Here is a 21,408-nt window from a genome sequence, read left to right as displayed (position 1 = left end):
CCTTTCCATGTGAAAAGTCGTGAACAGGGGAAGCGGGAAACACAGCCTGTAGCCGCTGGCGCAGCCTGCGATCGGCGGCGCAGCCGTCGCCAAGCCAGCCAATGCGTTTATCCAGGCAGATCGCGGATTCAGGTTTTGCGATTGCTGCGCAACCGGTCGCAGCCTCGCGGGCTCGGCAGCGGCTACATGGCTACGTGGCGTGTTCGGAGTATTCGACCTCCAGCGCGTCGAGCTGGTGATCGAAGCTTTTCAGGCGCGCGGTCCAGGTGTAGACCAGCACTTCGAAATCGCGGTTGATCACCGCGCCGCCCGGGGTTTCCGAACGCGGGTCGCAGAAGTCCAGTTGATAGCGTTCGCGGGCCATGGCGGCGGCGACATCGGACAGTTCGCGGGCATTGTTCAGCCAGTGGCGACCGTCGGCGGCCTGTTTATCCAGTAATACGCACTGTTTTTTCAGGGCTTCGAGGCTTTTTTCCAGGGGGGTGCCGGTCAACTCGCCCATGACTTCCTGGAAGGTCCGCCCCGGCTGCCAATAACTGCCCCAGAAGTAACGGTCGAACACCGTCTCGACCCGGCGCAGCGCGACTTTGGTGTCCCAGATCGCGACCAGGGTCTTGCCCTGCTCCAGCTGCCTTTTCTTGATTTTCTGGGTCTGGAACGACGTCCAGGCCACGAAGACGATGGCGCTCACCGCAATCAGCGCGCTGGCGCTGTCGAGAAAGATCATGGCCTTGTCGATCTGGTGCGCCAGCATGACACCGTAGAAATAAGTCGCAGAAAGCAGCACCAGTGCGACGATGGCGCACCAGAAGCCGAGAGCATAAGGGTTTTTCATTATTGGAATCCCCATGACCATCACGTGCCTGACCGCTGGCCGAGCACTGGACGCAAGGTGCTCAGCCAACTGTTCAAAGCATAGCAACGGCCTCAGGGTTTGGCGGGGTTCGAGGCTTGCGTTCGTCCGCTTTCCCAGCCACCGCCCAGGGCCAGGAACAGGTCGATCTGACTCATCGCCACTTGGGTGTTGGCCGCGGCCAGCTGGGCCCGTACGTCGGTATAGGTGCGGGTCGCCTGCAGGTCGGCGAGGAACGACTCGCGGCCAGCCTGGAAGAAGCGATGGGTCTGGTCGGCGGCCTGCCGCGCCGACTGCTCGGCCTCGGCCAGGGCGTCGCGACGCTGCAACTGGGCACTGTATTGGGCCAGGCCGGTCTGGGTTTCGCGGATGGCGTTGAGCACCACCCCGTCGAAATGCGCCAGGGCGCCCTGGCTGGCGGCTTCAGCCTGGTGAATGCGTTCGCGGGCGCCGTTGGCCGGTACCGTCCAGCTGATCAGCGGGCCGAAGCCCCAGCGGTTGGTGGAGGGTTTGCCGAGGTTGTCGACGATGCCCACGGTGCCGACGGTCGCACCAATGCTGATGTCCGGGTACAGCGCGCCGGTGGCGACGCCGATATCGGCGGTGGCCGCGGCCAGGCGACGTTCGGCCTGGCGCACGTCGGGGCGGCGCTTGAGCAGGGTCGCGCCGTCACCCACCGGCAATAATTGCGCAATGTGCGGCAGCTCGGCGCAGCTGTCGGTGCCGGCCGGCAACTGGTTCAGCGGCTTGGCCAGGAGCATCGACAAGCGGAACAGGCCGGCCTGGCGCGCCGCTTCATAGCGCGGCAGTTCGGCGCGCAGGGACTTGAACTGGGTCTGCGACCGGGTGACCTGGGTCTCGTCGCCACGCCCGGCGTCGCGCAGGCGCTGGATCAGCGCGGTGCTCTGGGCCTGCAGGTCCAGGGAGTGCTCGGCGATCTCGCGCTCTTCATTGGCCGCGCAAACCTGGGTGTAAGCCCGCACCACGTCGGCCACCAGGGTGATGCGCGCGGTATCGGCCGCGGCCTGGGTGGCATCGGCGTTGGCCTGGGCGGCCTCAATGCCGCGCTGCAGGGTGCCGAACAGGTCGAACTGATAAGAGGTGCTGACGGACAGGTTACCGACGTTGGCCACCGGCACTTTCTCCGGCAGCAGGAAGGCTTCGCCGGACTCCTGCAAGCGCTCGACCCCGGCCTTGACCCCGCCGCTCCAGCCGCCGGCCGCCTGGGCCTCGTCGACCTGGGCGCGGGCCCGCGCCAGGTTGGCCGCCGCGACCCGCAGGTCGGTGTTGGAGGCCATGGCCTGCTGCACCAGCTGGTCCAGGCGCGGGTCCTGGTACAAGCGCCACCAGTCTGCCGGGACCGGCGCCGAGACCACCTTGTCGCTCGATCCGGCCAGCTCGCCCTGTAAATCGCCGCGATGCAGCGCCGCGTCGTCCGGCAGGTGGTAGTCCGGGCCGACCATCTGGCAGGCCGATAGCAGCAGGCCCAGGCCGGCCGTGGCTAAACGCAGGCCGCTGTTCATTGCCCCGGCTCCGACCGGCTTTGCGCCTGATCGTCGATGATCGACACGGTAGCGGTGCGCCCGGCGATCATGCGGAAGTCTTCCGGCACCTCATCGAAGGCAATGCGCACCGGAATCCGCTGGGCCAGGCGCACCCAGCTGAAGGCCGGGTTGACGTTGGGCAGCAGGTTGGAGCCGCTGCTGCGGTCGCGGTCCTCGATGCCGGCGACGATGCTTTCGACATGCCCGCGCAGCCGCGCGCGATCGCCGACCACGCGGATATCGACGCTCTGGCCGATATGAATGCCGTCGAGCTTGGTTTCTTCGAAATAACCGTCGATATGGAAGGAATTGCTGTCCACCACCGACAACACCGGGCGCCCGGCGGTGACGAATTCCTGGGTGCGTGGCGCGCGGTCGTTGACATAGCCGTCCACCGGGCTGCGGATCACCGAACGGTCAAGGTTCAGCTGGGCGCTGTCCACCGCCACCTGGGCCTCGGCCAGGGCCGACTGGGCACGGGCCACGCGGGACTGGCTTTCTTCCAGCTGCTCGCGCGGCACCAGGTTGCCCAGGCCGAGGTTGCGCCTGGCCTCGCGCTGGGCCTGGGCCAGGGTTTCCTGGCGGTCGGCCAGGGACGCCTTGGCCTGGCGCAGGGCCAGGCTGAAGCGGTCCTGGTCGATGCTGAACAGCACCTGGCCGCGCTTGACCAGTTGGTTGTCGCGCACCTGCACCTGCTGGATCAGCCCGGAAACGTCCGGGGCGATCTGCACGATGTCGGCGCGGATATGCCCGTCCCGGGTCCAGGGCGCGAACATGTAGTACATCACCATGCGCCAGACCACCACGACCGCGAAGCTCACCACCAGCAACGTCAGGACCACACGGCCAATGGTCAATAAAGGTTTTTTCATGTCATCAGGTATCGACTGAGTGAGTCCACGGCGCCGAGCAGCAAAGCGTACAGACCAACGTTGAACAAAGCCCGGTGCCAGACCAGGCGATAAAAATGCAGGCGCGTCAGCAGCCCGTGGACCACCAGGTACAAGCCATAGGTAAGGCCCATCAGCACCAGCAGCGTGGGCAGGAATACCCCGCTGATATCCAGATCACCGATCATAAAGGCGCTCCATCGATGCCATGGGGCAGCGGTTCCTCAAGCTCGCCACCGCCGACGAACTCCACACCGGGCAGCAGGGCCAGGCGCAGGCCGCTGAGGGCATGCAGCAGATGCAAACGGGTTTCACGGTCGTCCTGGCTGTGGGCATCCAGGGTGCGACGGGCGCGGTCCAGGGTCATCAGCAGGCCGCTCGGCGCCGGCAGGCGTTCGCCGGCCTTGAGGCAAGCCTTGAAGTAGGTGCCGACCTCGGCCACCACCTGGCGCAACAGCACCTGCGCGTTGCCCTGGGCCCGCGGCGCATAGGCCAGCAGGTCCAGCAGGTTCAGGCCGACGCGCACTTCGCGCAGGGCGCCGCCGGTGTCCTGGCCGGTCATGGCCAGCCGCGGCAGGTGCTGCATCAGGCGGTCGAGCATCTGCACCCCCAGATGGCGGTGTTCGGCCAGGTTGGCGGGCTCGGTCATGCCGACGATGTCCTGCCAACTGAAGCGGGTCATGCGCTTGGCTGCCAGTTCCGAGCCAAACGGCCGGGCGACCAGGGTCCAGACAAAGGCAAACAGCAGACCCATGGGCCCGGCCAGGTTGGAGTTGGCGAAGCTCAGGAAGTCGGCGTCGTAGGCGCCCTGGATGCTGATGAAGGACGAGGTGTTGACGATGGTCAGCAGCATGCCCAGGTAAAAGCGCGGCTGCACCGTGAGGGTGCCGACGCAGATGAACGGCACGGCGAAGGCCAGCACCAGCATCGGGAAATCGTGCAGGTTGGGCAGGATCAGGAACAGGTAGAGGCTGGCGAACAGCACCGACATCGCGGTCCAGAAGAAGAACCGGTAGATCTGCGGCGCCGGGTCGTCCATCGAGGCGAAGAAGCTGCAGGCCACCGCCGCGAGGATCACCGCGCTGCCGCCGTCGGTCCAGCCCAGGAGAATCCACAGCACCGAGGCGACGATGATCGCCAGGACAGTGGAGGCCACCGAATACAGCATCAGCCCGCGGTCGAGGAACGGCGTCAGGCGGCCCAGGCGCCAGTGGCGATAGACCGCGCGCCAGATGTCCTGACTTTCGCATTGAATGGCGTGTTGCAGGCTGCGGCAGTCCTGCCACAAATCGATCCATTCGCCGAGGCGGTACAGGGCGTTGGAAAACAGCAGCTGGCGTCGGTCGTCGAGGGCTTCGGCGTCCGGTTGCAGCGCTTCGAGCTGGCCGCGCAGGGCCTGCCAGCGCTCGACCGAGGCGCCCTGGGCGGTGCTTTCCAGCCATTGCCCGGCCTGGGCCAGCAGCGGCGCGAACTGCTCCACCAGCTCCGGGGTACGTCGTTCCAGGGCGTACAGGGCATCGCCCAGGGCGTCCACCACGGGCAGCAGGTGGATCATGCGCCCGCGCAGTTCCTTGGTATTGCGCACGGTCTGCGGGCGCGCGCCCTCATGGGGCAACTGGCCGATCATCAGCTCCAGGCTGTTGAAGGTGGCGACCATGGACGCGCGCAAGGCGCTGACTTCTTCGGGCTGCACGTTGCGGCTGAGAAAGCGCTGGCTGTAGGTGGCGGCATCGGCGAACCATTTGCCCGCCGAATCGACGAACACCGGCGCCAGCCGCCGCGGCCAGAACATACTGCCGATCACGGCCGCGCAGACGATGCCGAGGAAGATCTCCTCGGTGCGGGCCTCCGCCACGTCCCACACCCCCAGCGGGTTATCCACCACCGGCAGGGCGATCAGCGGCAGGCTGTAGCCGGCCAGCATCAGCGCGTAGCTGTTGGCGGTGCGCAGGTGCAGGGAGAGGAACAGCAGGATCCCGGTCCACAGGGCGATGATCACCACCAACAGGTAGGGGCTCTGCACGAACATCGGCACGAACAGCACCGCCGCCGAGGCACCGAGCAAGGTACCGATCGCACGGTACAGCGCCTTGGAACTGGTGGGCCCGACGAACGGGCTGGAGACGATGTAGACCGTGGCCATCGCCCAGTACGGACGCGGCATCTGCATGAGCATGGCGATGTACAGCGCAATCATCGACGCGGCAAAGGTGCGCACACCGTAGAACCAGTCGCGCGCCGGCGGCACGCCGGTAAAGAATCCGCTCAAGAAGGCACCGCCGGTGGCTGGGCAGCCGACTCGAAGGCGCGGATCACCTTCAGCGCCGCCTCAAGGTCCGCGGGTGTGATGCCTTCCAGCACCTCGCGACGCAGGCGCACCAGCTCGGCTTCCACCGACTGCACCAGCTCGCGGCCGGTGTCGGTCAGGCTCAGGCATTTGGCCCGGCGATCGTGGGGGTCCTCGGTACGGCATGCGTAACCGGCGCTGCACAGCTGGTCCAGCAGGCGCACCAGGGACGGGCTTTCCATCCCCGCCGCCTGTGCCACCGTCACCTGACGCACGCCCTCGCCCAGGCGCCCGATCATCAGCAGGGGCACGGCGCAGGCTTCGGAGATTCCATAGTTGACCAGCGTGCTCTGGCAGATCCGCCGCCAATGCCGGGCGGCGACCACCATGCCACTGCTGATATTCATCTGGAGTGATTCGAGAGAGTCGGGCAAAAGAAGGTTCGCACACTGTTAGTTTGCTAACTATCAATGGTGCATGAGGGGGTTAAACCCAGTCAAGTTTTGAAACAATTTAGCGACCAGCGACTGAAAGCGGCTCAGCGCTTTCGTGCCCGCTCATACACGGCACTGCGTTCACGTTTACCCACGGCCACCACCGAAACCACGACCTGATCCTCGATCACTTGGTAAACCAGGCGATAACCAGAGGCTTTGAGCTTGATCTTGTAGCAGTCCGCCATGCCGTGAAGGGCATCCGCGGGCACCCGTGGCATTTCCAGGCGCTCGGCCAGCTTCTTCTTGAATTGCTCGCGTAGGGTATGACCGAGCTTGTCCCATTCCTTGCGCGCCGAAGGTAGAAACTGGAGCTTATAAGTCATCCAGATTTACCGGGACCGGGGTCTCGTGACGACGGGCACGGACAATCTCCGCCAGTTCAAGATCGTCAAGACGCTCCATCATCGCTTCAAACACGTCGGCCGGGACCATATAGCCCATGACCCGATTGTGATTGAGCACCGCAACCGGACCACCCTGTGCGCTGCTCAGGACAGCCGAAGGATTTTTTTTCAGTTCAGACACGCTGACAGCTTTATCAGCCAATACGCTTTGCATGATTAAGACCTCTAATTTGGTCTTAATTCTGGTCTATTTCCATGGCAACATCAATTCGCGCCTCAAACACCCCGCCCCTTCCTCAACAACACATCCAGCTGATCCACCACTTCCGCCCAGTCGGCGTCGTCGAGGATCTCGTTGCGCAGGAAATCCGCCTGGCTGCTGGTCCAGAAGAAGGCATCCGCCAGGTGCAGTTCTGGCTTGAGCGGCGAATGGGTGGCGATGAAACGGTCGATGCCCTCGGGGTCGTCGGGCAGGCCGAGTTGCTTGAACAGGGCGGGCAGGCTGTGGGATGGGGATTCCATGGGGGCTCCTGAACGGGTTGGGTGTTGGTTGAACCACTGCTGCGCAGTCGATCGCGAGCCAGCTCGCTCCTACAGAAAACAAGCATTTTTGTAGGAGCGAGCTGGTTCGTGAAAAGTGGGTACATACGCCAACGGCGCTAGTAACTGACCTCGCACACCTCGGCATGAGGCACCATTTTCAGGTACTCGTCCATGCTCAGATGCACCAGGTTGTTGTGGTTGCCGGCTTCCAGGTAGATGTCTTTCTGCCGGGTCAGCATCGGATCGATCACCACGTCCAGCCCATAGGATTCGCCCAGGGCCGGTACCGCGCCGCGTTCGCAATCGTTGAACAGATGCGCCAGGGTGCTTTCCCGGGTGATCTGCCATTCGTTGCTGCCGCGCACCTTGCTCAGATCCAGGTGGCGGCTGGCCGGCAGCACGGCCATCAGGTAGTGGCCGTGACTGTCGTCGAGGATCACCGACTTGGCCACGCGCTCGGCGGGAACTCCCGCCACCCGAGCGGTCTCCAGGCTGCTCGACGAATGTGGATGAGCCACCACGTCAAAATCGCAATGCGCCTGTTCCAGGCTGCGTTGCACGGTTCTTGCCATACGCATGATGCACCTCGGTGTCCTGAACGGCTTTGCAGGACTATGGGTTAACGACTGTCACTCCCTTCACAAAGTCTAGGCCGCGCCGCCCTCGCCCACTGACGAACTTCCGAACGGCACGCGAGCAAGAGGCTGCTCAAAATTTGCTCAATCCCACGCTCTACTAGACTCAAGGACAAGGCCAGCGAACGGCTGGCAACCGAGGCACATGACTCTCCAGGAGGGTCGGATGAACGAGCGTGGGTGGCGGGCGACACTGAAAGGGCTGCTGCTGGGTGTGCTGATCGGCCTGCCGACCGGGCACGCCCAGGCCGTGAAGCCAGTGGTGGTGCTCACCGTCAACGATGTGATCAGCCCCGCCAGCGCCGACTACGTGGTGCGCGGCCTGGACAAGGCCGCCGACGAGCACGCCCAACTGGTGGTGCTGGGCATCGACACCCCGGGCGGCCTCGACACCTCGATGCGCTCGATCATCAAGGCGATCCTCGCCAGCCCGGTGCCGGTGGCCAGCTACGTCGCCCCCAGCGGCGCCCGCGCCGCCAGCGCCGGCACCTACATCCTGTATGCCAGCCACATCGCCGCCATGGCCCCGGGCACCAACCTCGGGGCCGCCACCCCGGTGCGGGTCGGCATGCCGGGGCAGCCCGACCCGGGCGGCAACCCACCCGCCGCGCCACGCTCGGACAAGAACCCGGAACCGGACACCGACACCCTCAGCCACAAACAGATCAACGACGCCGCGGCCTATATCCGTGGCCTGGCGCAATTGCGCGGACGCAATGCCGAATGGGCGGAACAGGCCGTGCGCGAGGCCGTCAGCCTGCCGGCCCAGGAAGCCTTGAAGCTGAAGGTGGTCGACTATGTCGCCGATGACCTGAGCGGCCTGCTCAGGCAACTCGACGGCAAGTTCCTCATCGCCGCCGGCCAGGCGGTGCAGCTGCATACCCTGGGGGCGGCGGTGATCCATCACGACCCGGACTGGCGCACCCAGCTGCTGTCGGTCATTACCCACCCCAGCGTGGCGCTGATCCTGATGATGATCGGCATCTACGGGCTGTTCTTCGAGTTCGTCAACCCGGGTACCGCGGTGCCCGGCGTACTCGGCGGCATCTGCCTGCTGCTCGGTTTGTACGCCTTGCAACTGCTGCCGGTGAACTACGCCGGCGTGGCCCTGATCCTGCTGGGCATCGCCTTCATGGTCGCCGAAGCCTTTCTACCGACCTTCGGCGTCATCGGTTTCGGCGGAATCGTTTCCTTTGTCGTCGGCGCGGTGATCCTGATGGACACCGATGTCCCGGGCTATGGCATTCCCCTGCCGCTCATCGTCGGCCTGGCGGTGGTCAGCGCGCTGCTCCTGGCGACGCTGGCGAGCATGGCGCTGCGCGCGCGACAACGCCAGCAGGTGGCCGGCGACGCGGGGCTGGTGGGCAGTGTCACGGCGATCACCGCGGTGCAAGCGGGCAACCCTTACAACGGCTGGGTGCTGTTGCAGGGCGAACACTGGCAGGTCCTGAGCGCAACGCCGCTGCAAACCGGACAACAGGTACGGGTGGTGGCGCGCAAGGGGCTGCTTCTGGAAGTGACGACGGCCGAGGCCGCGCCGCGAGGAGGATGAAATGGGTCTGGAATTGGGTTTTGGCGCGCTGCTGGCGCTGCTGTTGGCGCTGGCGGTCTCGACGTTTCGCATCCTGCGCGAATACGAGCGCGGGGTGGTGTTCCAGCTCGGGCGCTTCTGGAGGGTCAAGGGGCCGGGGTTGGTCCTGCTGATTCCGGTCGTCCAGCAGATGGTCCGCGTCGACCTGCGCACCGTGGTGCTCGACGTGCCGCCGCAGGATGTGATCACCCGCGACAACGTCTCGGTCAAGGTCAACGCCGTGCTGTATTTCCGCGTGCTGGACTCACAGAAGGCGATCATCCAGGTCGAGGATTTCCTCATGGCCACCAGCCAACTGGCCCAGACCACCCTGCGCGCGGTGCTGGGCAAGCATGAGCTGGACGAACTGCTGGCCGAGCGCGAACGCCTGAACGCCGACATCCAGCAGGTGCTGGACGCCCAGACCGATGCCTGGGGCATCAAGGTGGCGAACGTCGAGATCAAGCATGTCGACCTCAACGAATCGATGATCCGCGCCATCGCCAAGCAGGCCGAAGCCGAGCGGGAACGCCGGGCCAAGGTGATCCACGCCGAAGGCGAATTGCAGGCCTCGGAGAAACTCATGCAGGCCGCCGAAATGCTCGGCCGCCAGCCCGGCGCCATGCAACTGCGCTACATGCAGACCCTGGGCGCGATTGCCGGCGACAAGAGCTCGACCATCGTTTTCCCGCTGCCCATCGAATTCCTCAAGGGCATGGCGGACTTGTCGCCGAAGAGCTGAGACGCGTTTGCGGGACTGCGCTGGCCGCCCTGCTGCGCCACTGTTCCAGCGCCGCGTAAGGCGCCTGCGCCCATTGCTCCAGCTGTTCCCGCAGCCGCGCTGAAGCCTGTTGCTGCTTGCCCTGGCGATCATCGACAAAGGCCTGCGCCGGCTGCTTGGCATGCTGGCCGATACGGGCGAAGGCCGCTCTGCGTTGCTCGGCGCCCAGGCCGAGAAAATCGCCCAGGTGGCCGTCCATGGCGGCGGGCAGCTGGCTGTAGTTCAGCGCCAGGCCATGGTGTTCGCGGCAGTGTTCCAACCCCAGCTGCAACAAGCGCCCCAGGCGCCGGGCAACCCAGCTTTCCCGGTCCTGGAAAGGCTCGCCGTCGTCCAGCGCGCTGGGCCCGATCAGGCCCGGCGTCATGTGCATGCCAGCCCGGCGCAGATGCGACACGGCGATTTCCAGCGGGTCGCGATACACAAACAGCCACGGCGTATCGGCGAAGCACTGGCGCAGCAGCGGCAGCTCGCCGATGTTCCAGGCATCGAGCTTGATCACCAGCCGCTGCTCAGTACCACGGCGTACCTGCCCATAGGCCGACAGCAGGCCCACAAGCGCGGCAGCCCGCTCCTGTGGCGCCAGCGAGCCGCGCAGCAGGGCATCCAGCGGCGGCGGTTCGGACACCACGATATGGTCGTCCAGGCAGGCCAGCATCTGGCTGAGCAGGGTCGAGCCGCAGCGCGAGGCATGAAAGATAAAGGCGCTGGGAGCCAGGCCCGGGCTGCGTTGACGCCATTCGGTCAGGGCAGACAAAGGCGTCTGGCGGCGGAACGCCTGATTGAACGGCAGGCGCAGGGCCTCTTCGACCGCCTCGCGGAAAAACGGCTGCGACAGCGGCCTGTCGCCGAACCAGCACCAGTCGACCCGCCACTCGTCACCCGGCTGCCAGAGACGGATCGGCAACCAGCCGCGCAGGTTCAGGCCATCCATTGTTCATTCCACAGACACCGCCCCTGGCGCATGGCCGAACGCAGGTCTTCACGGGTGAACGCCAGGCCACGCTCGGCCGCCAGGGCCAGGGTGCGCTCGATAAAGACTTCGCTGTCGGTCGGCACCTGCAAGGCTTGGCACAGCGCAGTGTCCTGTTCAAGCAGCCGGCAAAACCGCGCGAAGTCCAAGGCCGCGCGGCCCAGGCCAGGCGCCGGGGTGGTCGGCAGGCCCTCGGCAATCGCCTGTTCCAGCCAAGGGTCGGGGCGACAGTCGAGTACCAGATGAATACGTGCCTGAGTGTCGTAGTTATCGACCCGATGCGGGCGCGACAGGTCGAGAAACCAGCACTCTCCCGCCAGCATCGGCATGCGCTGCCCGTCGAGCAGGAAATCCACCCGCGGCGGGCTGAGCAGGGGGATATGCAGGCGCAGGTCGGCGTCCGGGCCGCCCAGGTCGTAGTCGCGGTGTTCATGAATGCGCGCCCCCGGCCCCAGCCGCAGCAGGCGCGCCGAGACGATCCGCAACGGCAAGTGCCGCAATGCCTGTTGCCAGTCCGGGTCCTGCCGCCAGGGCTCGCGCTGCACCGGCAGGCCCTTGCCCGGCGCCAGCTCGGAGGGCGCGTCAAGCGCCGAGATCAAGGCCACGCCGCTCCAGTCGCCCTCGTAATAGCCGCCGTTGAAGTGGCCCTGCCAGGCGCTCGCATCGATTCGCGCCAGGGCGCGCAACAGCCGTGGCAGGTCCACGCTGACGGGCAGGCGGGCGAACGCCGGACGGCTCATGAGGCCGGCAGCACCTGGCGTTCGACCAGCCAGCCGAGCAATTGCCCCAGGCAGTCCTCGACCGACTGAGCCCCGGTATCCAGTTCCAACGCCGCCCGTGGCGGCTCGTAGGGCGCCGAGATACCGGTGAACCCCGGCAACTCGCCGCTGCGGGCGCGGGCGTAATGGCCCTTGGGATCGCGCTGCTCGCAGACCGCCAGCGAGGCGCTGCACCAGACTTCCAGGTAGTCCTCGCCCAGGCGCCGGGCGAACAGCTCACGCTGCTCGATCAGCGGGGCAATCATCGCCAGGATCACAATCTGCCCGTTGTCCACCAGCAGGGCCGCCAGCTCGCTGGCGCGGCGGATATTTTCCCGGCGGTCGGCCTCGGCGAACCCCAGGTCGCGGTTCAGGCCGCCGCGCAAGGCATCGCCGTCCAGCACCAGGCTCTGCCGACCGTGCTGGAACAGCCCGGCCTGCAGCGCCTGGGCCAGGGTCGACTTGCCCGCCGCCGGCAGGCCGGTCAACAGGATCGCCACACCGCGATGGCCGTTTCGCGCCTCGCGCTGGGCGCGGCTGACGCTGGCCTGGGGGGCCTGCAGGTTATTGTCTTTGGGCATGGGCCACCGGCGTACTGATGTTGCCCGCCGCCCAGTCGGCCTCACGGCTGGCCAGCGCCGTGGCGATGGACTGCACCTGGGTCGATTGCACCTCGTCGGGCAGCGGGTCGAGGCCGGCGCTGGCGAAGATCTGCCCATAGGCGTTGCGCAGGTCGGCATAGGCCAGGTCGCGCCGCAGGTCCGCCTGCAAGGTGTTCAGCTCGCCCTGGATCAGGTCCAGTTCGCCGATGCCGTTGGCCTGGTAGCGGTTGCGCAGCTGGCCGACGATCTGCCCGTCGATATCCGCCAGCTCCTGGCTGGTCTTGAACTGGCGCAAGGCGTCGCGGTAGTTGGCGTTGGCCACGTAGACCTGGGCCAGCACGGCAATCGACATGGCCTGGCGACGGGCCGCGGCGACGTCTTCACCGGCCTTGGCGGTGTCGATGGCCGCCGGCGCGGAGAGCACATTGAACAGGTTCCAGGTGACCTTCACCCCGTAGTCGGCCCACTTGTCGTTGACCAGGAACGAGTTGCTGTCGTAATGCCCGCCGGCGGAGAACTCCAGGCCCGGCAGCAGGCGCAGCATGGCCTTGCGGGTTTCCGCGGCGCTGATGCGGCTCTGGTAATCCTGCTCGCGCAGTTCCGGGCGGCTGGTCAGGGCCTCGTGCTCGAGGCGGGCCATATCGACCTTGAGTTCCGGCACCGGGTAATCGTCGCTGGTCGCCAGGGTCAGGTGGGTGGTCATCGGCAGGTTGATCAGGGTCGCCAGCTCGGTCTTGGCCAGGGACAACGCCCGGCGCTGCTCCTCCAGCTGGCGCGTGGCCTCGATCAGCGAGCGCTGGTAGGCCAGGGCCTGCACCGGGTCGCCGATGCGTTGCTGGCTCATGCTCTGGCTGTTGCTGCGGGCCTGCTCGACCCGGCCCATCAGGCTGTCGATCTGCTTGAGCAGGCGTTCGGCCGCCACCGCCCGCCAATAGGCCGAGCGCACGTCCTGGACGATGGTGTTGATCACCTTGCGCCGACGCTCCTGGACGATCAGTCGCTGGTCGCCCTGCTGCTTGGCGTTGATGTAGCTGACGCCGAAGTCCAGCACATTCCAGACCATGGTCAGGTCGGCCACCCTGCGGTCCCGGTCCTGGGAGGTCGAAGGTTCCAGGGACTGGGTGCCGGTCTCCACGCTCTGGCTGCTGGAGGCGCTGACGTTGTTGCGCCCCACATAGCCGGCGGAGAGGGCCATGCGCGGCAGCATGTCGAAACTGGCGAGGTCCAGCTGGCGCTTGGCCAGGGCCTCTTCCATGATTTTCAAGCGGCCCTCGAGGTTGTACTTCACCGCCCGGGCCATGGCCTGGTGCAGGGTCAGCGGGCCGCTCAGCGGTTCCTGGTCCTTGTACATGCTCTGCAGGTCGCTCCTGGCGCGCTGCTCACTGGCACTGCGTTCGATCGGTTTACTGCTGACGGCACAACCGCTGACCATCAGCGCCAACAAGCTGACCCCGAACAACTTCTGACTTTTATTCATCCTTGTCTCGCCCCTGGGTGCCGCATCGTATTTATGTATTGTTTTCAGGCCTGCATTGCGCTGACGCCGGCCTGTTCGAACGCCTTGGCCAGATCGCGGATCGGCCGTTGTTCTGTGTCTTGCATCACTTGCAATTGCTGGGTCAGCGACGGTGCCCCGAACACCCCGCGCCCGCCCTGGGAAAGATCGCCAGTCTTGGCCTTGTCGCCGAAAGACTTCAGCGAACCGCCATCCTCGGCGGAGTCCTGGTCGAACAGCAGCGACAGCGTGCTTTGGCTGAACACCCCGCCATCGCCGCCACCGAAGCCGAGGAAGCCATGGCCATTGCCATCGCCCCCGGCATCGCTGCTGCCGAACACCTGGGCAATGAAACTCGGCGCCAGGGCCCCGCGATTGATGAAAATATCCCCCAGCGGCCGGATGCCATCGCCCAGCACCCGCTGCTCGAACAACGGCGCGAAGGCCAGTGGCGAGCCCAGGTCGCCAACGGGTGGCGTGGTGACCGTGGGTTGCAACGGCACATAAGGCGGCAGCGGCGGAACCACCGGGTCGCTCGAACGGAATTCCGGATCGCCCACCGGCAGCTCCGTGGGTGGGTTGGCCGCCGGCACGGTGTTGATCGCGTAGTTGTTGGAGTCGGTGCTGCCAGCGCCGGTATTGCCGAAGGAGTCGCTCACCCCGCTGTTGTTCAGGGTGATCAGGTTGCTGGTGTCGCTGATATTGGCGGTTGGCGTCAGGGTCGCGGTCCAGGTCCGGCCGCCGTCGCTGCTGCCCAGGGCGCTCAGGGTGCCGTTGGCCACCGTCAGGTCCGAGTTGGTGAAGCCGCTCACCGCTTCGCTGAAGGTGATGGTCACGCTGCTGGTCTGGCCCACGCCGAGGCTGCTGTTGGCGACCACGATGGTCGCGGTCGGCCGCTGGGTATCGATCAGGTAATTGTTCGAATCCGTGCTGCCCAGCCCGGTATTGCCCGAGGCGTCGCTGACCCCGCTGTTGTTCAGGGTGATCAGGTTGCTCGTATCGCTGAGGTTGGTGTTCGGGGTGAAGGTCGCGGTCCAGGTGATGCCGCCATCGCTGCTGCTGAGCGCGCTCAAAGTGCCGTTGGTCACCATCAGGTCGCTGTTGTCGAAGCCGCTCACCGCCTTGCTGAAGGTGATGGTCACCAGGGACGTGTCGCCCACGGCCAGCATCGGGTTGGCGACCACCACGGTAGCGGTGGGGCGCACGGTGTCGATGACGTAGTTGGCCGAGTCGGTGGTACCGCTGCCGGTGTTGCCGACGGCGTCTATCACTCCGGCATTGTTCAGGGTGATCTGATTGCTGCTGTCACTGATGTTGATGGCCGGGGTAAAGGTGGCGGTCCAGGTCACCCCGCCATCGCTGCTGCTCAGGGCCCCCAGGGTACCGTTGGCCACTGTCAGGTCCGAGTTGGTGAAGCCGCTGATCGCCTCGCTGAAGGTAATGGTGACCGTGGTGGTTTCGCCCGCTTTCAGGGCCGTGTCGGCCAGCACGATGGTGGCGGTCGGCCGCCCGGTGTCGATGATGAAATTGTTCGAGTCGGTGCTGCCGCTGCCGGCGTTGCCCGCCGCGTCACTGACCCCGCTGTTGTTGAGGCTGATCAGGTTGGTCGCATCGCTGACGTTGACGTTCGGGGTGAAGGTCGCGGTCCAGGTGATGCCGCCGTCGCTGCTGCTGACCGCACTCAGGGTGCCGTTGCTCACCGTCAGGTCGCTGTTGTCAAAACCGCTGACCGCCTCGCTGAAGGTGATGGTCACCAGGCTGGTTTCGCCAATCGGCAGGATCGGGTTGGCCACCACTATGGTCGCGGTTGGGCGAGCCGTGTCGATGACATAGTTGTTCGAATCGGTGGTGCCGCTGCCCGTATTACCCGAGACATTGATCACGCCGCTGTTGTTCAGGGTGATGACGTTGCTGGTATCGCCGACACCCGCAGTCGGCGTGAAGGTAGCGGTCCAGGTGACCCCGCCATCACTGCTGCTCACCGCGCTCAAGGTACCGTTGGCCACCGTCAGGTCGCTGTTGTCGAAACCACTGACCGCCTCACTGAAGGTGATGGTCACCAGCGAGGTTTCGCCAGCCTTCAGGGCCGTGTCGGCGATCACGAGGGTGGCCGTCGGCACTACGGTTTCGATGCTGTAGTTGGCTGAGCTGGTGGTCCCGGTACCGCTGTTGCCGGCCACGTCGGTGAAACCGGTGTTGTTCAGGGTGATCAGGTTGCTCAGGTCGGTGATGCCCGCCGTCGGGGTGAAGGTGGCAGTCCAGGTGATACCGCCGTTGCTGCTGCTCACTGCGCTCAGGGTACCGTTGGCCACTGTCAGGTCGCTGTTGTCGAAACCGCTCACTGCTTCACTGAAGGTGATGGTCACCAGCGAGGTTTCGCCGGCCTTGAGGGTCGAGTCGGAGAGGACGATGGTGGCGGTCGGACGCAGGCTGTCGATGGCGTAGTTGTTGGAGTCGGTGGTGCCGCTGCCGGCGTTGCCCGCCCCATCCGTAATACCGGTGTTATCCAGGGTAATCAGGTTGCTGCTGTCGCTGATACTGGCAGTCGGGGTGAGGGTCGCCGTGTAGGTGATGTTGTCGCTGGTGCCCAAGCCGCTCAGCGTACCGTTGGCCACGGTCAGGTCAGCCAGGGTGAAGCCGGTCACCGCCTCGCTGAAGGTGATGGTCACGGTACTGGTCTGGCCCACGCCCAGGGCGCTGTCGGCGACCACTATGGTCGCCGTCGGGCGGACGGTGTCGATCGCGTAGTTGTTGGAATCGGTGGTGCCGCTGCCGGCGTTGCCCGAGGCGTTGGTCACCCCGCTGTTATCCAGGGTGATGACGTTGCTGGTGTCAGTGATGCTCGACGTCGGGGTGAAGGTGGCGGTCCAGGTGATGCCGCCATCGCTGCTGCTGACCGCGCTCAAAGTGCCGTTGGCGACGGTCAGGTCGGCGTTGCTGAAGCCGCTCACGGCCTCGTTGAAGGTGATGGTCACCAGCGAGGTTTCAGCGATCTTCAGGTTGTTATCCGCCACCACGATGGTCGCGGTCGGCAGGACGGTGTCGATGCTGTAGTTGCCGGAGTTGGTGGTACCGCTACCGGTGTTGCCCGCCAGGTCGGCGATGCCGGTGTTGTTCAGGGTGATGACATTGCTCGCGTCGGCGATGCCTGCCGTTGGGGTGAAAGTCGCGGTCCAGGTGAGACCGCCATCGCTGCTGCTGACTGCGCTCAAGGTGCCGTTGGCGATGGTCAGGTCGGCGTTGGTGAAACCGCTCACGGCCTCACTGAAAGTGATGGTCACCAGCGAGGTTTCGCCGGCCTTGAGGGTTGGGTCGGCAAGGACGATCGTCGCGGTCGGCCGCACCGTATCGATCGCATAGTTGTTGGAATCGGTGGTGCCGCTGCCGGCGTTGCCGGCCAGGTCGGCGATGCCGGTGTTATCCAGGGTGATCAGGTTGCTGGTGTCGCTGATGCTGGCGCTCGGGGTGAAGGTCGCGGTCCAGGTGATGCCGCCATCGCTGCTGCTCACCGCGCTCAAAGTGCCGTTGGCGATGCTCAGGTCGGCGTTGGTGAAGCCGCTCACCGCTTCGCTGAAGGTGATGGTCACCAGCGAAGTTTCACCGATTCTCAGCGCGGTATCGGCGACCACGATGGTCGCGGTCGGCCGCACCGTATCGATCGCGTAGTTGTTGGAGTCGGTGGTGCCGCTACCGGCGTTGCCGGAGGCGTTGGTGACGCCGGTGTTGTCCAGGGTGATCAGGTTGGTGGCATCGGTGATGCTGGTGCTCGGAGTGAAGGTGGCGGTCCAGGTAATGCCGCCGTCGCTGCTGCTCACCGCGCTCAGGGTGCCGTTGGCGACGGTCAGGTCGGCGTTGCTGAAGCCGGTCACCGCCTCGCTGAAGGTGATGGTCACCAGTGAGGTTTCACCGATCTTCAGGGCGTTGTCCGCCACCACTATGGTCGCGGTCGGCAGGACGGTGTCGATGCTGTAGTTGTTGGAGTTGGTGGTGCCGCTGCCGGTGTTGCCGGCCAGGTCGGCGATACCGGTGTTGTTCAGGGTGATCAGGTTGCTGGCATCGTTGATACCAACGGTCGGGGTGAAGGTGGCGGTCCAGGTGATGCCGCCATCGCTACTGCTCACCGCGCTCAAGGTGCCGTTGGCGATGCTCAGGTCGGCGTTGGTGAAGCCGCTGACTGCTTCGCTGAAGGTGATGGTCACCAGCGAGGTTTCACCGGCGCTGAGAGCACTGTCGGCGACCACGATGGTCGCGGTCGGCCGCACCGTATCGATCGCATAGTTGTTGGAATCGGTGGTGCCGCTGCCGGCGTTGCCGGACAGGTCGGCGATGCCGGTGTTATCCAGGGTGATCAGGTTGCTGGTGTCGCTGATGCTGGCGCTCGGAGTGAAGGTCGCGGTCCAGGTGATGCCGCCATCGCTGCTGCTCACCGCGCTCAAAGTGCCGTTGGCAATACTCAGGTCGGCGTTGGTGAAGCCGCTGACCGCCTCGCTGAAGGTGATGGTCACCAGCGAGGTTTCGCCGATTCTCAGTGCGGTATCGGCAACGACGATGGTCGCGGTCGGCCGCACCGTGTCGATCGCGTAGTTGTTGGAGTTGGTGCTGCCCTGGCCCAGGTTGCCCACACTGTTCTGGACGCCGGTGTTGTCCAGGGTGATCAGGTTGGTGGCATCGGTGATGCTGGCGCTCGGGGTGAAGGTGGCGGTCCAGGTAATGCCGCCGTCGCTGCTGCTCACCGCGCTCAGGGTGCCGTTGGCGACGGTCAGGTCGGCGTTGCTGAAGCCGGTCACCGCCTCGGAGAAGGTGATGGTCACCAGTGAGGTTTCACCGATCCTCAGGGCATTGTCGGCCACCACTATGGTCGCCGTCGGGTGCGCGGTGTTGATCACGTAGTTGCCCGAGTCCGTGGTGCCGCTACCGGTGTTGCCGGCCAGGTCGGCGATGCCGGTGTTGTTCAGGGTGATCAGGTTGCTGCTATCGCTGATGCCGTCGGTCGGGGTAAAGGTGGCGGTCCAGGTGATGCCGCCATCGCTGCTGCTCACCGTGCTCAAGGTGCCGTTGGCGATGCTCAGGTCGGCGTTGGTGAAGCCGCTCACCGCTTCACTGAAGGTGATGGTCACCAGGGAAGTTTCGCCCGCCGTGAGGGTGCTGTCGGCGACCACGATGGTCGCGGTCGGGCGCACCGTATCGATCGCATAGTTGTTGGAATCGGTGGTGCCGCTGCCGGCGTTGCCGGCCAGGTCGGCGATGCCGGTGTTGTCCAGGGTGATCAGGTTGGTCGTATCGGTGATGCTGGCGCTCGGGGTGAAAGTACCGGTCCAGGTGATGCCGCCGTCGCTGCTGCTCACCGCGCTCAGGGTGCCGTTGGCGATGCTCAGGTCGGCGTTGGTGAAGCCGCTGACCGCCTCGCTGAAGGTGATGGTCACCAGCGAGGTTTCACCGACCCTCAAGGCGTTGTCCGCGACCACTATGGTCGCGGTCGGCCGGGCGGTATCGATCGCATAGTTATTGGAGTCGGTGGTGCCGACCCCGGCGGTGCCCAGGCCATTGATGACCCCAGTGTTATCCAGGGTGATGACGTTGCTGGTATCGGTGATGCTCGAAGTCGGGGTGAAGGTGGCGGTCCAGGTAATGCCGCCGTCGCTGCTGCTCACTGCGGTGAGGGTGCCGTTGGCGATGGTCAGGTCGGCGTTGGTGAAGCCGGTCACCGCCTCGCTGAAGGTGATGGTCACCAGCGAGGTCTCGCCGATTTTCAGCGCGCTGTCCGCAACCACGATGGTCGCGGTGGGCGGTGGTGCATAGGCGGTATTGAGGATGCCGCCGTCGTTGTAGATGGTCGCCACCGACGTCGGCGAAGTACCGGTGCTGCCACCGCCCAGCGCTACGCCACCGGCGCCACTGGCCGCCGCGTTGCCGCTCAGCGCGGCGAAGTTGGCCGCGGTGATCAGGAAGGTGCCCTTGTTCCAGACCGCGCCGACGCCGCGGCCGCCAATCCCGCCATTGCTGGCGTTGCTGCCTTGGCCGCCACCACCGCCACCGCCACCGCCCGCGCCGATGTTGTTGCTGATGGTCGAGGTGCCGATCACCGTGAGGGTGCCGCTGGAGGCGTTGTAGATCCCGCCGGCGGCATTGCCGCCCGCGCCGCCGACCTTGTCCCAACCCGCGCCGCCACCACCGCCGCCGATGGAAATCGTGCCGTTGGTGGCCGAGGCGCCGTTGCCGCCGTTGCTGTAATAAGACACGCCCACGCCGCCGGCGCCGCCGGTGCTGGTACCACCGCGACCGCCCATGTGGGTGGCGTCGTAGCCACCGCCATAACCGCCCACGCCACCGCTGCCAGCCTGGCCGCCCAGTGTGCCGGTGCCGGGGCCGGCGGAACCGCCGTGGCCACCGCCCTGGCCGCCCAGCCCGCCGCCGCCACCACCGCCACCGCCATAGAACGCGCCGGTGACACCGCCCCCGCCACCGCCGCCCGAGGCCGCGTTGGAGGTCACGGTGACGTTGTTGAGGGTGAGGTTGCCGGCGTTGAAAATCCCCCCGGCCATGGCGCCGGTCGCGCCATACCCGCCGTTGCCGCCGTTGCCCGAGACCAGGCCCCGGGTGATTACCAGGCCATCGAGGGTCACGGTACTGCCCGCGGTCACTTCGATGACGCGAGTGCGGTACTGGCCGTCGAGGATCACGTCCGCCGCGCCGTCGTTGTTCAGGTCGCCGTCGATGGTCACGTTCTTGTTGACCAGCAGTTCGGAGGTCAGCTGCACCGTCATGCCGCTGCTGAAGGTGACGATGTCGCCGTTCTGCGCCGACGCCAGCGCCGCCCGCAACGAACCCACGCCGGTGTTGGCGTTGTTGGTGGCGGTCCAGGTCGCCAGCCCCCACTGATAATCCTGCATGGCCTGGGTGGACAGCACGTTGGCGCTTTCGATAGTGCCGGTGGCGATCTCCAGTTCCCAGTCGCCCCCCAGGCCGGTGCGGTCGCTGGAGGCGGCCACGTCGCGACCGGTGAGTTGCGCCAGCGAGTCGACGAAACTCAGGCCGCGTTCACCCTCGGCGGTGTAGCAGCCGTAGATCAGGATATCGCCGCCGGCGTTCATGTCCTGGCCGATGTCCGCCAGCACCGCGCTGCGCGCCTGGACGTTGTCAGCCGAGAGGTAACTGTTGCCCAGCCACAGGTCGCCGGCATTGCCGTGGGCGATGATCTGCACCGAACTGACGCCCTGGTGCTGGTCCAGGTAATCGGCGATCTGCTGCAGGCCATCCTGGTTCGCCCCCAGTTGCACCACCTGGGTGCCGGGCGCCAGGCCCTGGAGCAGGCTGTCGGCGTCCTTGACCCGCGAATCGACGAACACCACCGTCAGCCCCGGTACCGCGGTCGGGGTCGCGGCAGGCGCGGCATCGGCCTGGCCATGGGTGTCCTGGCTGACGCTCGGCTGATCGGCGGCGGTCGGCGTCTTGGCCACGTCCGTGGTGGTGTGGCTGTCCGGCTGGGCGACATCGGCCACCGTCGCCGCCACCGCACCGTCGAACAGCATGCGCGGCTCCAGCGGCATGATCATCGGAGAGGCCAGGGCATTCGCCCGCCCGGTGGCCCGCTGATTGACCCGCGACTTGCCTTTGCTCCACCACATGATGCTCACCCGGA

General features: G+C 65.7%; 17 protein-coding genes. 2 read left to right on the top strand and 15 right to left on the bottom strand.

Annotated features, from left to right (window positions below):
• Positions 1–190 precede the first annotated feature (190 nt).
• The 10 genes from C4K27_RS00930 to C4K27_RS00885 form a co-directional block, all read right to left on the bottom strand.
• On the bottom strand, positions 191–835 hold the full coding sequence (locus tag C4K27_RS00930) for an NADH:ubiquinone oxidoreductase subunit N (RefSeq protein WP_037004411.1): 645 nt from the start codon (positions 833–835) through the stop codon (positions 191–193).
• A gap of 92 nt (positions 836–927) precedes the next feature.
• Entirely contained in the window at positions 928–2,376 is a 1,449-nt protein-coding gene (locus tag C4K27_RS00925) for an efflux transporter outer membrane subunit (protein ID WP_053259196.1), read from the bottom strand.
• Positions 2,373–3,269, bottom strand: coding sequence for an efflux RND transporter periplasmic adaptor subunit (locus tag C4K27_RS00920; RefSeq protein WP_053259195.1), 897 nt, complete (start codon positions 3,267–3,269; stop codon positions 2,373–2,375). Before C4K27_RS00920 ends, C4K27_RS00925 begins: the two co-directional genes overlap by 4 nt.
• Positions 3,266–3,475: a DUF1656 domain-containing protein gene (locus tag C4K27_RS00915; protein WP_007932080.1), complete on the bottom strand. Its 210-nt coding sequence runs from the start codon at positions 3,473–3,475 to the stop codon at positions 3,266–3,268. The genes C4K27_RS00920 and C4K27_RS00915 overlap by 4 nt, the downstream gene beginning before the upstream one ends.
• Positions 3,472–5,556, bottom strand: coding sequence for an FUSC family protein (locus tag C4K27_RS00910; protein WP_053259194.1), 2,085 nt, complete (start codon positions 5,554–5,556; stop codon positions 3,472–3,474). Before C4K27_RS00910 ends, C4K27_RS00915 begins: the two co-directional genes overlap by 4 nt.
• Positions 5,553–5,981: a MarR family winged helix-turn-helix transcriptional regulator gene (locus C4K27_RS00905; RefSeq protein ID WP_053259193.1), complete on the bottom strand. Its 429-nt coding sequence runs from the start codon at positions 5,979–5,981 to the stop codon at positions 5,553–5,555. Before C4K27_RS00905 ends, C4K27_RS00910 begins: the two co-directional genes overlap by 4 nt.
• 131 nt (positions 5,982–6,112) lie before the next feature.
• Positions 6,113–6,394: a type II toxin-antitoxin system RelE family toxin gene (locus tag C4K27_RS00900; RefSeq protein ID WP_009041601.1), complete on the bottom strand. Its 282-nt coding sequence runs from the start codon at positions 6,392–6,394 to the stop codon at positions 6,113–6,115.
• On the bottom strand, positions 6,384–6,629 hold the full coding sequence (locus C4K27_RS00895) for a type II toxin-antitoxin system prevent-host-death family antitoxin (RefSeq protein WP_081002203.1): 246 nt from the start codon (positions 6,627–6,629) through the stop codon (positions 6,384–6,386). The genes C4K27_RS00900 and C4K27_RS00895 overlap by 11 nt, the downstream gene beginning before the upstream one ends.
• Positions 6,630–6,691: 62 nt before the next feature.
• Positions 6,692–6,937, bottom strand: coding sequence for a DUF2789 domain-containing protein (locus C4K27_RS00890; RefSeq protein WP_009041599.1), 246 nt, complete (start codon positions 6,935–6,937; stop codon positions 6,692–6,694).
• Between the two features lie 137 nt (positions 6,938–7,074).
• Positions 7,075–7,536 (bottom strand): aminoacyl-tRNA deacylase, encoded by a 462-nt coding sequence (locus C4K27_RS00885; protein WP_053259191.1) that lies wholly within the window; start codon positions 7,534–7,536, stop codon positions 7,075–7,077.
• Positions 7,537–7,759: 223 nt separating this feature from the next.
• On the opposite strand from C4K27_RS00885, the gene C4K27_RS00880 reads away from it, so the two are divergent.
• Together C4K27_RS00880 and C4K27_RS00875 are read left to right on the top strand one after the other, a co-directional pair.
• Positions 7,760–9,145, top strand: a complete 1,386-nt coding sequence (locus C4K27_RS00880; protein ID WP_053259190.1) for an NfeD family protein — start codon at positions 7,760–7,762, stop codon at positions 9,143–9,145.
• A gap of 1 nt (position 9,146) precedes the next feature.
• Positions 9,147–9,905, top strand: a complete 759-nt coding sequence (locus C4K27_RS00875) for a slipin family protein (protein ID WP_007932057.1) — start codon at positions 9,147–9,149, stop codon at positions 9,903–9,905.
• Here the strand turns inward: C4K27_RS00875 and C4K27_RS00870 are convergent.
• From C4K27_RS00870 to C4K27_RS00850, 5 genes are read right to left on the bottom strand one after another with little or no spacing between them, the layout of a single operon-like run.
• Positions 9,871–10,875, bottom strand: a complete 1,005-nt coding sequence (locus tag C4K27_RS00870) for a sulfotransferase family protein (protein WP_053259189.1) — start codon at positions 10,873–10,875, stop codon at positions 9,871–9,873. The genes C4K27_RS00875 and C4K27_RS00870 overlap by 35 nt on opposite strands.
• Positions 10,863–11,654: an aspartyl/asparaginyl beta-hydroxylase domain-containing protein gene (locus C4K27_RS00865; RefSeq protein WP_053259188.1), complete on the bottom strand. Its 792-nt coding sequence runs from the start codon at positions 11,652–11,654 to the stop codon at positions 10,863–10,865. Before C4K27_RS00865 ends, C4K27_RS00870 begins: the two co-directional genes overlap by 13 nt.
• A complete protein-coding gene (gene cysC / locus C4K27_RS00860) occupies positions 11,651–12,253 on the bottom strand; it encodes an adenylyl-sulfate kinase (RefSeq protein ID WP_053259187.1) in 603 nt (200 codons plus the stop codon). The genes C4K27_RS00865 and cysC overlap by 4 nt, the downstream gene beginning before the upstream one ends.
• Complete coding sequence (locus tag C4K27_RS00855; RefSeq protein ID WP_053259186.1) at positions 12,237–13,751, bottom strand: TolC family protein; 1,515 nt, start codon at positions 13,749–13,751, stop codon at positions 12,237–12,239. The genes cysC and C4K27_RS00855 overlap by 17 nt, the downstream gene beginning before the upstream one ends.
• Positions 13,752–13,795: 44 nt before the next feature.
• A complete protein-coding gene (locus C4K27_RS00850) occupies positions 13,796–21,394 on the bottom strand; it encodes an Ig-like domain-containing protein (protein ID WP_081002202.1) in 7,599 nt (2,532 codons plus the stop codon).
• Positions 21,395–21,408: the final 14 nt, after the last annotated feature.

Source organism: Pseudomonas chlororaphis subsp. chlororaphis, assembly GCF_003945765.1.
GTDB classification, from domain to species: domain Bacteria; phylum Pseudomonadota; class Gammaproteobacteria; order Pseudomonadales; family Pseudomonadaceae; genus Aquipseudomonas; species Aquipseudomonas chlororaphis.
This window is presented reverse-complemented; position numbering and strand designations above follow the sequence as displayed.

What these genes read in the sequence shown, in the direction of transcription:
- C4K27_RS00930 (WP_037004411.1), bottom strand. Translation starts at nt 835, where the DNA reads ATGAAAAACCCTTATGCTCTCGGCTTCTGGTGCGCCATCGTCGCACTG.
- C4K27_RS00925 (WP_053259196.1), bottom strand. Translation starts at nt 2,376, where the DNA reads ATGAACAGCGGCCTGCGTTTAGCCACGGCCGGCCTGGGCCTGCTGCTA.
- C4K27_RS00920 (WP_053259195.1), bottom strand. Translation starts at nt 3,269, where the DNA reads ATGAAAAAACCTTTATTGACCATTGGCCGTGTGGTCCTGACGTTGCTG.
- C4K27_RS00915 (WP_007932080.1), bottom strand. Translation starts at nt 3,475, where the DNA reads ATGATCGGTGATCTGGATATCAGCGGGGTATTCCTGCCCACGCTGCTG.
- C4K27_RS00905 (WP_053259193.1), bottom strand. Translation starts at nt 5,981, where the DNA reads ATGAATATCAGCAGTGGCATGGTGGTCGCCGCCCGGCATTGGCGGCGG.
- C4K27_RS00900 (WP_009041601.1), bottom strand. Translation starts at nt 6,394, where the DNA reads ATGACTTATAAGCTCCAGTTTCTACCTTCGGCGCGCAAGGAATGGGAC.
- C4K27_RS00895 (WP_081002203.1), bottom strand. Translation starts at nt 6,629, where the DNA reads ATGCAAAGCGTATTGGCTGATAAAGCTGTCAGCGTGTCTGAACTGAAA.
- C4K27_RS00890 (WP_009041599.1), bottom strand. Translation starts at nt 6,937, where the DNA reads ATGGAATCCCCATCCCACAGCCTGCCCGCCCTGTTCAAGCAACTCGGC.
- C4K27_RS00885 (WP_053259191.1), bottom strand. Translation starts at nt 7,536, where the DNA reads ATGCGTATGGCAAGAACCGTGCAACGCAGCCTGGAACAGGCGCATTGC.
- C4K27_RS00880 (WP_053259190.1), top strand. Translation starts at nt 7,760, where the DNA reads ATGAACGAGCGTGGGTGGCGGGCGACACTGAAAGGGCTGCTGCTGGGT.
- C4K27_RS00875 (WP_007932057.1), top strand. Translation starts at nt 9,147, where the DNA reads ATGGGTCTGGAATTGGGTTTTGGCGCGCTGCTGGCGCTGCTGTTGGCG.
- C4K27_RS00870 (WP_053259189.1), bottom strand. Translation starts at nt 10,875, where the DNA reads ATGGATGGCCTGAACCTGCGCGGCTGGTTGCCGATCCGTCTCTGGCAG.
- C4K27_RS00865 (WP_053259188.1), bottom strand. Translation starts at nt 11,654, where the DNA reads ATGAGCCGTCCGGCGTTCGCCCGCCTGCCCGTCAGCGTGGACCTGCCA.
- cysC (WP_053259187.1), bottom strand. Translation starts at nt 12,253, where the DNA reads ATGCCCAAAGACAATAACCTGCAGGCCCCCCAGGCCAGCGTCAGCCGC.
- C4K27_RS00855 (WP_053259186.1), bottom strand. Translation starts at nt 13,751, where the DNA reads ATGAATAAAAGTCAGAAGTTGTTCGGGGTCAGCTTGTTGGCGCTGATG.
- C4K27_RS00850 (WP_081002202.1), bottom strand. Translation starts at nt 21,394, where the DNA reads ATGTGGTGGAGCAAAGGCAAGTCGCGGGTCAATCAGCGGGCCACCGGG.